Annotated in this window: 13 protein-coding genes; 2 read left to right on the top strand and 11 right to left on the bottom strand. The window is 38.5% G+C overall.

Annotated features, from left to right (window positions below):
* Window positions 1–15: 15 nt before the first annotated feature.
* Window positions 16–1,266: a hypothetical protein gene (locus EHO58_RS03260; protein WP_100722530.1), complete on the top strand. Its 1,251-nt coding sequence runs from the start codon at window positions 16–18 to the stop codon at window positions 1,264–1,266.
* Entirely contained in the window at window positions 1,263–3,623 is a 2,361-nt protein-coding gene (locus tag EHO58_RS03255) for a PP2C family protein-serine/threonine phosphatase (RefSeq protein ID WP_135627756.1), read from the top strand. The genes EHO58_RS03260 and EHO58_RS03255 overlap by 4 nt, the downstream gene beginning before the upstream one ends.
* Before the next feature lie 418 nt (window positions 3,624–4,041).
* Here the strand turns inward: EHO58_RS03255 and EHO58_RS03250 are convergent, their stop codons facing one another.
* From EHO58_RS03250 to ligA, 11 genes are all read right to left on the bottom strand, one after another.
* A complete protein-coding gene (locus tag EHO58_RS03250; RefSeq protein WP_135678588.1) occupies window positions 4,042–4,692 on the bottom strand; it encodes a hypothetical protein in 651 nt (216 codons plus the stop codon).
* A gap of 16 nt (window positions 4,693–4,708) precedes the next feature.
* A complete protein-coding gene (locus EHO58_RS03245) occupies window positions 4,709–5,827 on the bottom strand; it encodes a suppressor of fused domain protein (protein ID WP_135678586.1) in 1,119 nt (372 codons plus the stop codon).
* Window positions 5,824–6,078, bottom strand: coding sequence for a hypothetical protein (locus tag EHO58_RS03240; protein WP_100708011.1), 255 nt, complete (start codon window positions 6,076–6,078; stop codon window positions 5,824–5,826). Before EHO58_RS03240 ends, EHO58_RS03245 begins: the two co-directional genes overlap by 4 nt.
* Before the next feature lie 351 nt (window positions 6,079–6,429).
* Window positions 6,430–6,675, bottom strand: a complete 246-nt coding sequence (locus EHO58_RS03235; protein ID WP_135627759.1) for a hypothetical protein — start codon at window positions 6,673–6,675, stop codon at window positions 6,430–6,432.
* Window positions 6,676–6,735: 60 nt separating this feature from the next.
* On the bottom strand, window positions 6,736–7,074 hold the full coding sequence (locus EHO58_RS03230) for a hypothetical protein (protein WP_244241074.1): 339 nt from the start codon (window positions 7,072–7,074) through the stop codon (window positions 6,736–6,738).
* Between the two features lie 312 nt (window positions 7,075–7,386).
* On the bottom strand, window positions 7,387–8,928 hold the full coding sequence (locus EHO58_RS03225) for a thiolase C-terminal domain-containing protein (protein ID WP_135678584.1): 1,542 nt from the start codon (window positions 8,926–8,928) through the stop codon (window positions 7,387–7,389).
* Window positions 8,929–8,946: 18 nt separating this feature from the next.
* Entirely contained in the window at window positions 8,947–9,378 is a 432-nt protein-coding gene (locus tag EHO58_RS03220) for a MaoC family dehydratase (RefSeq protein WP_100708008.1), read from the bottom strand.
* 27 nt (window positions 9,379–9,405) lie between these two features.
* Window positions 9,406–11,028, bottom strand: coding sequence for an acyl-CoA dehydrogenase family protein (locus tag EHO58_RS03215; protein WP_135627761.1), 1,623 nt, complete (start codon window positions 11,026–11,028; stop codon window positions 9,406–9,408).
* Window positions 11,029–11,049: 21 nt separating this feature from the next.
* Window positions 11,050–12,942, bottom strand: a complete 1,893-nt coding sequence (locus EHO58_RS03210) for an AMP-dependent synthetase/ligase (RefSeq protein ID WP_135678582.1) — start codon at window positions 12,940–12,942, stop codon at window positions 11,050–11,052.
* Window positions 12,943–13,089: 147 nt separating this feature from the next.
* On the bottom strand, window positions 13,090–13,278 hold the full coding sequence (locus tag EHO58_RS19855; RefSeq protein WP_135678580.1) for a cysteine-rich CWC family protein: 189 nt from the start codon (window positions 13,276–13,278) through the stop codon (window positions 13,090–13,092).
* Window positions 13,279–13,386: 108 nt separating this feature from the next.
* Window positions 13,387–15,474 (bottom strand): NAD-dependent DNA ligase LigA, encoded by a 2,088-nt coding sequence (gene ligA / locus EHO58_RS03200; RefSeq protein ID WP_135678578.1) that lies wholly within the window; start codon window positions 15,472–15,474, stop codon window positions 13,387–13,389.
* Between the last annotated feature and the right edge of the window lie 4 nt (window positions 15,475–15,478).

The following is a 15,478-nucleotide window of genomic DNA, read 5'->3' as shown; positions in this document are numbered from 1 at the left end:
TCGAATCCCTGAAACGTGAAGACCTATTTTTCTGATCTAAGACTTATCTCTTCGGCTATCACAGTAGCTGTACGATTACTTTCCGTATTCGTTATCCTAGGTTTATATGAACTCAGTATTTACCTTCTTCCTAAAGAAATAGAATTCGTAAGTGAGATTGCTGTCCTAACCTGTTTGGTCTTCGGGGTCTTTGGGATATTACCTATCCAAGAAAAAATTTCAGGATTCTTAAAGTCTACATTCGTTTCCGAATATTTAAGCGATGATCCAGGTTCTTCTAGACTAGCTCATAGAAGATTTGATTCGGAAGGATTGATCAAAAACGTATTCCCGGAGTTAGTACGACTAACCAATAGCAATTTTGGAAAATTAGCGATCTTAAAGAATGATTTGGTCCATTACGAATTATATACCTATGCGCACAAAAAACAAAGAAAGGTAAATACATTCGAAGGGATTAACCCGCGAGCTGCACTTCTCACTTACATATTAAACAAAAGATCCGGTGCTATGATCGGAGAACCGGACCAAAACAAAATTATCAATGAAGACTTTGTAAGTTTAAGAGCGAACTTCATTCTTCCTTTCGTGTTTAGAGAAAAACTTTTTGGATTTTTAGCGGTTTCTAATATTCCAAAAGACAATGTACGACACGAACTCGGGTTCTTAGCAGGCAAATGTGCTCTGGCTGTTCACAACCAGATCCTTTCTTCTCAAATTGCAGAAAATAAAAAATATAGAAAAGAATTAGAGAATGCGGGAAAGATCCGCAAGTTTTTAGAATCTCCGGAACCTCCTATGGTTGGAGATATTAAAATAGATCTATTATCCAGAGAACCTGGAGAACTTCTGGAGTTTTTTCAAAGTCCTTCCGGCGATTTTTATTTTGTATTTTTACGCCTGAGTGTAACCAACGCAGTTTCTGTTTTAGCTCTTTGTTATATATTGGGAACATTATATTCCTCCAGATTGAACGGAGAGTCCAAGAATGTTCTTCAGATCAAATCGTTGGTAGAAGATAATTTGAAAGAGATTTCTTGGACGGAAAGATATGATCTCGCAGTAGGAATGGTAGAGAAAGAAACAGGTAAGATCTCTCTTAGGTTCGTCGGGAAAAAATTCAAACTATTCGATGCATCTAAACCGGATAGAAACTTAGCGTCTATCGGTTGGGAAAACATAGAAACTCCAGGAAAAGATGCGCTCTTCTTAACTTGGAATGATCGTAATATCATTTCCTTTCAACATTTGGGTATACAACCGTGAGAAATATTCTAATCGTATTTCTTTCAGTAATCTTATTCAGCTTGATCCTATTTTCAGGATTACTGAACTCTTATTCTAAAGAAGCAAGGCTTCCTTTTTATTTTTATCCTAACGGAAAAATCGCGGTTTCGAGCGGATCTCATGCAGATCTAGTCGGAATGAAAATCGATTTAATCGAATACGAGATCGTTCGAAAGTTAGGAGCGGATTACGGATTATCCGGACACTCATTTCATTTTTTTGCAAAAGAAGGAAGTATAGTCAAAAGTCTTTCTTTAGATATGAGATCTTCCTTCGAAGTATTGAAGGATTTTTTACCGGATATATTTTTATCTTTATTATATTTCTTAGTAGCGATCTGGTTTTTCTTTTACACTAGAGACTTATACATTTTCTTATTATTCGGATCTCTATCTTCGTTATTTTTATTTAACTTCTTTCTATTAGCGTTCCACGACTTCCTCTTTCCGTTTTTCTTCTTCTTATATTTCACAGGATTTTTGATCTTAGATGTTTCTTTTAGATTAAGAGGAAAAGAAATACCATCCAGATGGTTTGCACCTCAGGTAATTTTTTCCTTAGTCGCAGGATTTGTAGGTCTTTCTCAGAAAGGGAATCCGGATCTATTCCAGTTCTTATCCGTGAATGGGATGTATTTCAATCTATTCTCTGCGGGAATTTGTATCTTGCAGTTGATATTCCACACATTTAGGAATAAGGGAACTTTTCAGGAAGTTTTCAAAAAACTAAGTATCGTTCTAGCATTCTTCTTAATTACGATCGTTCCATTCTTAATTGCTGAGTTTGGATCCACTAAAAGTTTTTTCATAATCCGTCCTTATCTGATGGCGGCACTGATATTATTTCCGGTCCTAATCGTATTCGGAACTTATACTTATTCATTGGTTCCGGTCCAAATCGCTTTCAGTTCTTCCTTAACTTCTATTTATTCTATCTTGATCTTAACTTTCGGATATTTATTCGGTCTGGAATTTTTTGTCAGATGGAATCCGGGATTTTTAGGAAAACACCAAAGAGAATGGAATTTATTCTATGTGGTGGCCGCTGCCTACTTTTTAGGTTCATTGAACAATAAATTGTATAAGTGGATAGATTATTGGAGTTTTAGAAATAATCCTAAACTTCACACGGCATTAGAAGAATTATCCGTAATGATAGGTGCTCCGATCTCCATGAGAGCAACTATCAACAGTCTGATCCGCAGACTTGTTGACGCTTTAGAAGTCAAAAAACTCCAGATATTGATCCCTGCGGATAAATTTTCGGGAACAGACCTAAGAAACCTAAACTTCATTCGAATTCCTTACGGATCCGAGATCTGGACCTATTTCGAAGATCATACTGAAGTTACTATTACTTCTCACCTTGCGTATGGACTAGGAATTAGAGAGTCCGTATTTAAATTTTTAAATCAGATGGAAGTCCAACTAGCGTATCCTTTATTCAATTTTGAAAAAGGAAAAGAGGTCATCGCGGTATTTTTGGTCGGAGAAAAGATCAATCGTAAGAATTTTACGCTAGGTGAGCTTAGATTTTTAAAAGAATGTACTAGATTAGCATCTTTACTCATTCGAAACTACTCTCTACTAGTTGATGAAGTAGAGAAGAAAAGGATCGTTAGAGACCTGAATATGGCGGCGGTCTTAGATAAAACTCTTCATTTACCCGAGTTAGAGACCATAAAATCGGTTCAATTAGGCTATTTTACTCTTCCTGCAGTAGGAATTTCAGGAGATTATCTAGATATACTCAAACTTTCTCCTAAAAAGCAGTTATTATTCTTAGGAGATGTATCTGGACATGGACTCGGGTCAGGTTATCTAGTTTCTGCAGTAAGAGGAATTATTCGCCGTCAATTGGGCAATTCTTCTTCTCTTCCTGATATTTTTAGAGCGATTAACTTGTTTTTGATCGAGAGATATAGAGGAAGTGAGTTCATGACTTCCATTGCAGGTATATATAACGCTAGCGATGGAGCATTTTCATTCGTAAATGCAGGTCATACACCACCGATTTGTATTCGAAAAGGTGGAAGAATAGAACTTAGAAACGAAACTCAAAGAGTATTAGGTGTTCTACCAACTGATTATAGAATCTTAACTATTCATTTGAATCCGGGTGATAAATTAGTTTTGTTCACCGACGGAGTGACTGAAACGTTCGATGATAACGAAGAAATCTTCGGAGAAGAGAATCTTTTACGAATATTATCCTTAAATCACGATAAAGATGCTCAATCATTAGCTGATCTTATCAAAAAAACGCTAGAAGAGTTTAGAAATTACAAAGAACCTAGCGATGATATCTCATTTGTTTGTCTAGAAGTCTCCGAGTAAGTATCACTTAGTGTGAAATCAACTTCTTAAAATTTTTTTCCTAAAATTAATTAAAATACTTTACAATGAAAAGTAAATTGCTTAATTATGTCACTATCCAAGACCTTTCTTGATCTTTCATATTATATGAAGGGCAATAAAGTTCTAATACATGGAGGACGTCAATGGTTGCAAAAAAGAAAGCAGTCAAGAAAGCAGCTAAGAAAAAAGTAGCTAAGAAAAAAGCTGCTAAGAAGAAAGTTGCGAAAAAGAAATAACTAACTTCAACAACATCTCTTCCGTACTTGATACGGAAGAAATGAAGCTTAAAACCCGCTTCTTTGAGGCGGGTTTTTTCTTTTATAGCCCTTCTTTATTAGTATTTTCCGATTTTCTAACGGATACTGTTGTAAAAATACAACACTTTAGGTGAGAGCACTTATAAATTTAAAGATTTCATCACGTCTTTCATCTCATCTCTGAAATCCGGCAGTGTATTTCCGTAATTTTTAACTAGTTTAGCCTCTCCTTCTTCTGAAATTTCGAATAATCTATACTCTTTTTCAGTTTTAGGTGAGTTCTCTAACTTAAAAAACTTAATAGCATGCTTGCTATAGCGATTATAAGCAGTGAATTTATGATAATAGAAGCCTTCTCTCTTAGCATTTACCGGATAAGGAAGGTAATATTCAGCTCCTAATACTAAAATATTCGGTGTCACCACTGCCATTCTAGTCCAAGTAGCTAGGTTTAAGGGATAATTCTCTTCTAGATAAGCCTTTTTATGGTTCTTTTCCCAAACGTTTAGGATCTTTTTACGACTTTCATCTGCTTGTTTATATCTTTCTAGACCGTTCAAACAGATTTCCATCAAGGATAGAAGCTGTAATGACTCAGAATTTGATGATTGAAGTTCTTTTTGGACTAGTTTTTTAGCCGAGATGAAGTCCTGAGAGTATATATTCTCCCAAATTTTTTCTATCGCGGCCGCAGAAGTCTTATCTTGAGCGTTTAAACTTAGATTTAAAAAGTTAAACGCTAAGAATAAGCCGAGAAAAATTAGAAATCGCTTAGAGATAAAGTTTTTCATTCCAAAAACTGTCCGATCAGATTGTGGATTGTCTCTCAGGATTATGGATCCACTTAGATTGAGTGGAATCCAATAAGGAAAAGAACTCTTCGGCGCCTTTTTCTTCAATAAAGACCCTTTCTTCCTCTGAAACAGGGATCATCGCCAGAAATTTGATCGGATTTCCTCTTTCAGACTTCAGATCCGCTAATTCAGGGAATCCTTCTTCTTTTCCTATCTCTCTTATAACGAGAGAGCTAAAACTTAAGTATAAAGCTTCCGGATCTCTTCTGCTCATCGCAACAGAATGTCCATGGCCAAACCATTTACCGATGACCCATGGATAACGAATGATCTCACCGATTTGATGCGGGACCCAACTTTCGGATCTATCCTCATCTGAAACTTTTACTGCACAAACTAATTCTATTCTAGCGTAGTTTTCGTAATCTTTTCTGTATAATTCAACGGAAGGAAGATTTTGCGCACTCATTCCTACGGTAGAATATACATAAACACCTGGCATATTCTTAGGAGCGAATCTTACGATCCCTAGTTGTGGATATTTTCCGCCATCTGCAGACCAATACTTATCATGTTTACCAAATACATATTCTAGATATGCAAGTCTGGACTCTTGTATATTCTTCCAAACCCCTTTGGTAGATCTGTATTCCCAAAAATTTCTGTCTTGGTTGATACGATCAGGAATTACTCCGTATTCCGTATTACCTAATGGATAAGCGGTAATTGTATCCATTTTTGCAAATTTAGAATATCCATGAAATCCTTTGATACCTGACCAAGGAGGAAGATATGCAATCAGTTCTTCTTTATAAAATAAGGAGACTCCGTTTCCTTCTTCCGACCAGATAAAATGGATCTCTTTGGGATCGAATTCAGGTTGGCCCTTAGGATCAGTAACTTCTTCTTCCGTTAAGAATGGTGCAAGGCCTGATCTTAGATCTAGATCGGTTCTTGTTTTAGGTGCATCGATTCGATTGCATATCCAAACGGATTTAATCGCGAAGTCAGGACTTTCTTCTGCTTGTAGATAAAGATAAACAGTTCTTCCGTCGTCTTCTAAATACGCGGTTAAGGATCCGTAAGGATTTGCTTCTTGGTATAAAATATTAGGTTCAGCAGTTTGATTCATTTAATAGGAATGTCCACGATCCGGGAATTAAATTCGTCCAGACGGTGCTGGATCTTCTTCTCCATATCTTTTTCAAAAAGAATATCAGGAAAATAGGCGCTAGCATTTAGAAGTCCTGTTAACTCCACCTGATTCCATTTTTGGTAGGTCCTTAAACTGTCCCAAACCAGTACGGGAATACGCTCCCCTTCTTTTTTACATTTAACGAAGGTATCTATCGCTTTGATAGGTGTGAGTAATTTGTTCTTCATAGAAGTTGAAATCCGCCCAAGGCCATTATCCCTGGTATCCGGAAGGATTCAAGTCGGTTCCAACATTAACGAGGCGAGAAAAACGAAGGCCGGGGCATCCTTTCGCCCGGCGCTTGGACCGTAGGTTAACGGTGAAGGAAGTTACGTAAAGGTTCTACAAAAACCTTCTCTCGGGTCTTTCTTTCCTTATATTGTTCGAAAAGAATCAAGAAAAGGGCCGTTGCTAAAAACATCGTTTCCATATTAATTTCGACGGACATAAATACGGAATCCCACCTCGTTTGAGCGAGGTTTTTGGAAAAAAATTTCTTAAAATCGAAAATCTACCCCTGGAGGCAGGGTAGAATATGTTCACGATAGCGCTTCTTTTGCAGCGTCCTTAAGCCTTTTGATCAGTCTAGATCTGAGCTTGTCCGGAATTTTAGCGGAGATCTCTAAGGTCTGAACGAATATTTCGGCGGCCAAATCCACCATTTCGCTCATCTTAACGTCGTTATCTCTGGGGATACGTACGCTTTTTGTCCCGGTAGAAGAGGATTTTGCCCGTTTAACTACCTTCTTTTTAGGTGAGGGTTTCTTTTTCTTTTTTTGGACCATTGTTAGTGAGTGCGTCGGGTCCGTACCTTATCTTCTCCCGATTGGTATTCTACTCGGATTTTATTCCTTTTCTAAAAAAATTCCGAGTACTCTGTAGCTATCTATATGATCCATAGAGAGGCTTTTACTTCCTGATCTGTCTGAAATAGGTCTTTCTGTGGAGATTAAAACTTCTTCTCCCCTTTGCCATTTGCCTTCCGTTTCGGAGACATAGAAAAATTTGGAATATTTACGTAAGTCTAAACATTCTTCCACCGTTTCCCAATGCGCGGAAAGGGAACGGGCCACTTCAGTATGTTTGGAATCAGGCACTAAGATCCTTTCTTTCCCAAGGAAGGTCCTAACTTCTCCAGTTCGAATGTTCTCCGCAGTGATAAACAAGAATATCGTCCCCTTCACAAAGATCAAATCACGGAAACGGTTCTCGCATTTTCTTTTCAGATATCCCGTGTATCCGGGGTTAGACAGTCTCAAGTATTAGACTGAAATTTTGACTGTCTTGTTTTCAGAACATTTAGAACCGAAGCCACTTTCACTTTCCGAGAAAAAATCTGACGGAATGGAATCGGAACGTACTTCAAATTCGGAAATTTTTTTCCAAAAACAAAGTAAAAGTTTTTCTTCTTAAAACAATTCTAATCAATTTATTTTCAGGTTTCTGCGGAGAATATTAGAAAAAATCTATTTAGTTTTGCAAGACGAACGATCGATTTATAAAAGTAAAGCCTTCCATCTTCGGCCTTCTTTTTCTATTTTTACCCGAGTTCTGTCGTATTGCAATTCGTCCCCGGACTTACGAATCGTCCCATCCTTCTCATGGATGTTTGCAAGAACGAAACGATTTTCTGCCAACTTGATCAGAGCTAAAGAATAAGGAGGCTTCCAAGAAAATCCTGGATTCATATTTACTGTTGTAGCAGACCAAACTATACCTTCTTCACCAATATCCGCGCCGGGCTTGTTTAAAGTAAGAGGAGAAAGTTCTGGAGGTCTGGACTTTCTATCGCTTGAAGGACGTTCCGATGAGAATAACGCAATAGAATTGATACTATCTATTCCACCATTCCCTCCCAAAAGTGATACCTTGGGAGAATGTGCTGGAACTTTTCCACAATCCGCGACCTGGGCATATAGCCCGTATTGCACAGCTATATCTACAAGACCTGTAGCGGCAGAGATAGACATTGCAGCTTGGTAGTTTAGAATTCCACCCATCTGATTGATAGGGACCTGCTTTCCATTAGAAATTTTTAATGAAGAATTTTTGAGAGCATTAACGACTTCTTTTTTGCCCAATTTAAAATATTGAGCAGACTGTTGGATCACCTGTCCTGGAAAACAATCGTAGATCCAAGCATAGTCGACTTCTTCTCTTTGGTAACCGGATTGTGCAAAAAGTCTTTCGGCGGAATTTCTAGAAGGAGAATCAAATCCACCTTTCAAAATGAAATATTCACTATGAGCCGCATGAGAAGCTCCCACAAGATGTAAAGGTTTTAGATCTTTTCGGATCAGACCTTTTGATTTCCATTCTTCTGCTTTTTTTTCGGATACTAAGATGGTAGCAAATCCATGATCTGTTACGATTGCAATCATTGGAGTTGGGTAAGGATCAGAGATAGGACGAGACATTTGTTTTTCTGTAATCTCTTGCCCATAATAGAATGCTCTTGGATTCCCAATCGCATTGGATCTGAATTTTTGAGTAATCTCTTTTAGATCGTCTAAGCTGATCCCGTCTTCGAACATCATTCTTTTCATCATGAGTCCGTACATTGCAATGAGGGTGGCACCATTATCTAATTCGAATTCAGGATGACATACCGTTTCGTTTACCATCTTTAGATCGGAAACTTGACGAAATGCTGATTTAGGAATATCCGCAGCTGCAACTAATACGACAGCATCAGGATTATCTACTAAGATAGTCCTTGCTTGTCCGATTGCTCCAGTAACACTCGCACCCCCCAAGTCAATCACATGGGCTTTCATTCCGGTGTATCCTAGTTCATTAGCGATACGAACTGTATGTCCATAACCTCCCTTTCCTAAAGAGGCCGCTTCTATACTTACAAAGTCAGTGATCTCAGAAGATAATGTTTCATTCTTCATTCCAAGAAAATCCAAAAGTGTACTTATGGATTTTTTATAATGTTGAAAAACTTTTTGAGACCCGCTCCACGATTTATATTCTTCTTCCGAAAAATCTTTGGTAGTACTGTCAGCGACTCCTAATAGAACGGGAAAACTCATGTATAACTCCTGAAAATTCTAAGCTTGGGCAGAAGGAGGTAGAACTTTACATTCTCCCTTGCCGATGATTTCTTTTTTTTGATTGGTCCACTCTATGTTCATGGAGACAGCTTTCAGTCTTGGGATTTTTTCTTTCACCGTGACTGTGCAAGTAATCGTATCTCCGGGATACACAGGTTTGCGGAACTTTGTTAATGTTTCTAAAGCGACTGTACCTAACCCGGGAAGTTTCATCCCGAGTACAGGAGCTAATAGAGAAGCTGCAAGCCCACCATGAGCGATCCTTGTTCCGAACGCTGTGGTCTTTGCATATTCTTCGTCCACATGCAGGGGATTAAAATCCCCGCTGATCCCTGCGAACAGATAGATATCTGTTTCAGTAATCGTTTTTGTGAAACTTCCCTTATCTCCTATTTGTATTTCGTCGTAAGTCTTTCCTCTTTCGTACATTCCGATTTCCTTATTCTTTTTTGTGGATTAAGCTAGCTCTAACTGTGCGCCTAAGACCCCGTTTTTCAGGAACTCTACACAATCAGCCACTTCTTTTTCCACAGAAGGAAGTTCGGAGAAAAGTCTCATCAGATTTTTAGTTTTTTCTGCATCCAGTTCTTTTAAGAAATGTACACTTTTGAAAAATCTACAACCAGCGTAGAAGGTAAGTATTTTTAGATCTCTTTGTCTATCTTCCGATTTGTATTCTGAAGTAGAATTTGCAGTGTCCCAGAATCCTAATTGAACAGTGGTGACGAATACTGCAAGGTCAGCAAATCCGAATTCTAAAGCTTGTTTTTTCTTTCTATCAGAATGTTCTCCCGCTGCTTTGAGTAATTCTTTTGCCGCAGTAAGAACTTTTTCTTCAGGAGTATTTGCCAGAATTTTTTCAGCCTTAGCTCTGATATCTTCTGGTTGGGATTGTTCTAAAACTCCCATCAACTTTTCGAAACCTTTGTAGGTAGAAGAGATAATACTTTTTTGAACTTCAGTAGTTCCCCCACCGATTGTGCCAAGTCTGACGTCTCTGTATTGGCGACTTACATGACATTCTCTCATGTAACCCATTCCGCCGTGGATCTGAACTGCGTCGCTCGCTACCTCTTCTGCGGTTTCTGTAACAAACACTTTTAATGCAGAACTCTCAAATGGAAGGCTCGCTGTTGGATCTTGGTCTTTCTTATTTGCTACGAAATAGATCAATCTTCTGGAAGCACATAGATACGCCCAGTTACGTGCGATCTTCTCTTGTACTCCAAAAAAGGATAAAATCGGTTTTCCGAATTGATGGCGCTTCCATGCATAATCCAAAGAAAGTTCCAATCCAAATTCCATTCCGCCTGGAACTGCTGCGACAAGAACTGTCCTTTCCCATTCCAGAGTTCCCTTTCCTATACGAACGAAACCGGAATTTAAAGGCCCTAAAAGATTTTCATCAGGCACGAACATATCTTGAAAAGAAAGTTCCGCAGTCATGGAAGTGTTATGCCCTAACTTCTTAAGAACTTTACTTATATGAAATCCTTTCATATGAGACTCTACTATGAATGCGGAAACTCCCATTGGTCCTCTGGACTTAGTTGTTCTCGCCATTACGATGAACACTTGTCCGTTCGGTCCATTTGTGATAAATAATTTGCTTCCGTTTAGAATAAAACCTCCATCCACTTTGGTTGCGAATGTGTTCATTGCAGCTGCGTCTGAACCAGAATCAGGTTCAGTTAATGCAAGACCTGCAATCCATTCTCCCGATGCGAGTTTAGGAAGGTATTTTTTCTTTTGAGCCTCTGTTCCTTGGAAAAGAATAGGAAGAGTCCCGATGATCATATGGGCTCCCCAAGAAAGTCCGAATCCTCCATCTAGAGAACCAGCGTTAAACGCTTCTTGAGCGATACAACATTGAAGACAAGTTCCACCTTGGCCTCCAAATTCTTCCGGAACAGGAATGCCGAGTAGGCCCATATTTCCCATTTCCTTCCAGATATCGTCTCCCCATACGCCGTGTTCGTCTCTATCTTCTACCGAAGGTAATACTCTTTCTTTTGCAAAGTCCTTTACGGTTTCGTAAAATTCCAGGTCGGAGGACGTTAAATACGGATTTAAAAACATGTTCTTTCTCCCAATCCGATTCTAATTTTTGGTTAGATCGGAAACTTCTTTTTTAAAACTTTCTAATATTTCGTTTCTTTTTATCTTTAAGGTCCTAGTCATTTCCTTGTCCGGATCAAAAGGTCTTGGAATGACATAAAACGCATTTTGAGGGATCAGTTCGAAAGCTTTGAATCCTGTTTTACGGGATATTCTATCCGAAACTTCCTTCTTAAAGATCTCTCTAATTTTAGGATGAGAATTCCAAACATTCGCATCCTCAGGTAGATCAGGAAACTCAGCCTTCAATCTTTCGAAATCCGGAACGATCAAGACCACCAAATGTTTTGCCTCATGACCAGTAACCATAACTTGGTTCACATAAGGAGAATTTAAAAGTTGGTCCTCAATAGGAACAGGCTCCACATTTTCTCCTCCGGCAAGCACTATAGTATCCTTTGCTCTTCCTGCAAATACCAATTCGCCTCTATAATTGAAACGCATGATATCTCCGGTATCAAAGAATCCATTTTTATCGAAAACAACATCGTTCAATTCAGGACGTTTGTAATATCCCATAAGAACCTGTTTGGATTTTACCCAGAGACTTCCTTTTCCTCCTTGAGGAACAAGATTCCCATGTTCATCTTTTAAGATACATTCATATCCTTGTATCGGAGTTCCAACAGTTCCGGGAGAAGGTTGTTTAGGTTTACGAATGGAAAGGACTGCAGAAGTTTCCGTCATTCCGTATCCTTCCAAAACGATTAACCCGATAGAAGATAAAAATTTATCCACTACCGACGGAAGTGCACTTCCCGCAGAAACGGAAACTCTTAACTTTCCACCAAGAGCACTGTGGATCGGTTTAAATACCAAAAGTGCAAGTAACTTGAGAGGAGATAATAATATAAGAAAGACCAAAGAAGATACTTTAGCGAAGGTCCAAACGATAAAATTCGGTTTTTCTATCCTGAAATCATAACCGAATAAAACTCCTTTTTGAACAGCCCAAAGATTTCCTATCTTCAAACAGAAATTGAATACTCCCTTTTTTAAACCGGATTCCTTGGAGACCTTATTCATAATTCCATTATATAAGGATTCCCAAATTCTTGGAACGGAAGGGAATAGCGTAGGTTGAAATTCCTTAAGATCTTCTTTTAAGTTGCTGATATTAGAAACCAGAAACCCTGCGCCTAATTCTAAGATACAATATTCGATCGCTCTTTCAAACGCATGCCAAGGAGGAAGAAGACTTACACCGGAATCCGCAGAAGTTAATTGAACAAACCCGATCACTTTTTCCACAGCGGAGATCCAACCTGTTTGGGTGAGCATCACTCCTTTAGGAGCGCCGGTGGTTCCGGATGTATAGATCAAAGTAGCAAGTTCATCCGGAGATTTCTCTCTGAGTCTTTTGCGAACAATATCAGGATCTTTTGAAAGATTCGATTTTCCTTTTTCTATCAGGCCTTGGATCGTATCAGCTCCGGATTTCAGATCGCCAATATCATCTTCGATCACAAAAACTTTTTTTAGACTAGGAAGTTTGGAACCTAGGTTGATCAACCTTTGTTTGTCTTTTTCTTTTTGAACGATCGCGTATTTGCTTTCAGAATGATTAACAATATATAATATATCTTCGTCTACTACATCGGTTCCTCTTGGAACGGAAACAGCGCCTGCGGAGATGATCGCAATATCACCTATGATCCAGTTCTGACTAGAGTCACAAAGATATAAGATCTTATCGTCTTTTTGGACTCCCTCTTCGATCAGACCTGCAATTAAAGAATCTGTTAAGGACTTCATTTCCGAAAAAGTCCTTCCTTTAATTCCATCTTTGGTTCTACGGGAAAAACTTTCCTTATTCGGAAATTTAGATGCCGTCTTTTCTAGCATATCGTAAAAATATTTTTGATCAGTTTCCAAGAACTCCCCCTGAGAACACTATAAACTAGGATTTTTTCCCTACGGCGGAAACACTACGTTGAAGGACCTATGCTTCAATCGATTTTTATTTAGATTAAAAAAACTGAAATGTGTTGAACAATCGTTCACATATTATACGGCCGTTATTCAAATTTTTTGATTAACTACGTTCGTTTCAAAACGAGTTAAACAATCTTTGCATAAGCAGTCTTCATACATTTCTCTTATATTTTTCAAAGCTTCCACATCTAAACGAATATCGAAACACCAACAAGTTCCTTGGTCCACTCCGCATTCTAAAATGCTTGAACATTGAGGGCATTTCTTTTGCGTCATAGTTCTATAGTAATGAAAGGGAGGAATTTTCAATCCTTTAGCGATATTGATATAAAAAGAGAGAAGGTAATAAAACTATACGCGACGTATAAGTTTGTGAGAAGGCTTTTAAATCTTGATCCCGTTTTGTTTTAGAATTTTTAAAAACTCATCCTCGGAAACAACCTGTACTCCTAACTCTTGAGCCTTGTCCAATTTCGAACCGGCGCCCGGTCCTGCCAGCAGGTGAGTCGTTTTAGAAGAAATAGATCCTACTTTTTTCCCGCCATAATAAACAACCAGATCCATTGCCTTATCTCTAGGTTGGAAGTTTTCAAAGGAGCCGGACACACACCAGCTTTGTCCTGCAAATGGTTGTTTATCCGATTTTTCTATCGGGTCCGCCTTCATCTTGAGTCCGGCTTTTTTCAGACGATCAATAAGAGAAAGAATTCTTTTATCAGTGAAATTCTCTTGGATCGCTTCAATTGTAGAAGGTCCTATACCCGGAATTTCCAAAACATTTTCCAGCTTCTTAGGATTTTTGGCCACAGAGATAATAGAATCGATCGTATCATATCCGTTCTCTGTCAGAAGTTCCGACACTTTAGGACCAATCTCTCTCAAACCTAAAGAAGAAAGTACAAATCTAAAATCTTTCTTCTTTGATTCTTCAATTCCCTTTAAAATGATAGATACGCTTTTTTCTCCGTATCCTTCCTCTTCCATTAACTTTTCTTTATGTTTATTAAGAGAATAAAGATCTGCGATATCTTTGATATACTTTTGATCGTATAAAAATTCTACCTGCTTTTCTCCCAAGCCTTCTATATCCATTTGTTTTCGAGAACAATAGAATATAATTCCGTTCTTAACTCGATCAGGACATTCAGGATTCGGACAAAAATAATCTACGGAGTCTTGTTTCTTTTCCGTTTTAGTGCTGCAGCAAGGACAACGAAGTGGGATCTTAAAAACTTCCTTTCCTGGAGTGACAACTTCTTCCACTGCAGGAATGATTTCCCCTCTTTTGGAAATTCTTACGATTGCTCCGATCCCAACCCCTAACTCATCTATATAATCTTGGTTATGCAAAGTTGCGAATGTAACTGTGGTTCCCGCCAAACTGATCGGTTCAATTTGAGCTCTTGGAGTGATTTTTCCCGTTCTTCCCACTGCATAATCAATGCCCACAATCTTACTTTCTTTCATCAAAGCATCGAATTTATAAGCACGAGCCCAACGAGGAGAATGAGACGTATAACCTAAAGCTTCTCTTTTAGAAAGATCGTTTAGTTTGATCACGAGTCCGTCCGTAGGAAATCCAATATTCTCTTTTTTCTTCTTAAAGTCTTTGATCGCTGCAGGGATCTCAGAACCTTTTAGTAATTTAGTATCCGGTGGAAGAGGGAATTTCAGATCTTCTGCCTTCTTCATTACTTCTTGGTGAGTCTTGAATTTTACTTTGGAACCTGGAAAAAATGCGTCGTAAGTGAATATTCTAAGTGGTCGCTTTGCTACATCTGAAGAATTTTTCTGCTTCAAAGAACCAGAAGATAGATTTCGAGGGTTTGCATATTTTCCTTCGGAAGCTTCGTTAAATTCATCGAAATCGGAGAAAGTCATATAAACTTCTCCTCTTAAATAAATAGAAACAGTTTCCGACAACCTGAGTGGAATAGATCGAATGGTTCGGATATTTTCTGTAACATCATCTCCGATCCCTCCTGTACCTCTGGTTACACCATTAGCAAGAATTCCATTTTCATAATATAGCATGAGGGAAGCGCCGTCTATCTTCCATTCGACAGAATAGAGCTCGTCGGATCCCGTTTTCTGGATCCATTCCATTAACTCTTCTTCATTATAAGTGTTCTCCAAAGAAAGAACCGGGAGCTTATGAGTAAACTTCTCGAAGTCTTTGTCTAGATCGGAACCAACACTCAAAGTCGGGCTAGCAGGGTCCGCCAATTTAGGGAACGCTTCTTCGAAAGCTTGGAGCCTTTTAAACATTTGATCAAAGTCATAATCAGATATCTTAGGAGTGTTCTTAACGTAGTATAAATATTGGTGATGGCGAAGCTGCTCTTCCAGAGAGCGCATTTCCTTTGCGGCCTGCTTAGGATCCTTTGGCAGATCTATAGAAACTTTTTTAGATACTTCGATTGGCTCCGCTTTTTTAGCGGAGGTTTTTTTAGCCGGGACTTTTTTAGGCATAGTC

This window comes from Leptospira selangorensis, from assembly GCF_004769405.1.
GTDB classification, from domain to species: domain Bacteria; phylum Spirochaetota; class Leptospiria; order Leptospirales; family Leptospiraceae; genus Leptospira_B; species Leptospira_B selangorensis.
This window is presented reverse-complemented; position numbering and strand designations above follow the sequence as displayed.

Coding starts and splice junctions, on each gene's coding strand:
- EHO58_RS03220 (WP_100708008.1), bottom strand. CDS start 9,378: ATGTACGAAAGAGGAAAGACTTACGACGAAATACAAATAGGAGATAAG.
- EHO58_RS03240 (WP_100708011.1), bottom strand. CDS start 6,078: ATGAAGAACAAATTACTCACACCTATCAAAGCGATAGATACCTTCGTT.
- EHO58_RS03250 (WP_135678588.1), bottom strand. CDS start 4,692: ATGAAAAACTTTATCTCTAAGCGATTTCTAATTTTTCTCGGCTTATTC.
- EHO58_RS19855 (WP_135678580.1), bottom strand. CDS start 13,278: ATGACGCAAAAGAAATGCCCTCAATGTTCAAGCATTTTAGAATGCGGA.
- EHO58_RS03235 (WP_135627759.1), bottom strand. CDS start 6,675: ATGGTCCAAAAAAAGAAAAAGAAACCCTCACCTAAAAAGAAGGTAGTT.
- EHO58_RS03245 (WP_135678586.1), bottom strand. CDS start 5,827: ATGAATCAAACTGCTGAACCTAATATTTTATACCAAGAAGCAAATCCT.
- ligA (WP_135678578.1), bottom strand. CDS start 15,474: ATGCCTAAAAAAGTCCCGGCTAAAAAAACCTCCGCTAAAAAAGCGGAG.
- EHO58_RS03215 (WP_135627761.1), bottom strand. CDS start 11,028: ATGTTTTTAAATCCGTATTTAACGTCCTCCGACCTGGAATTTTACGAA.
- EHO58_RS03225 (WP_135678584.1), bottom strand. CDS start 8,928: ATGAGTTTTCCCGTTCTATTAGGAGTCGCTGACAGTACTACCAAAGAT.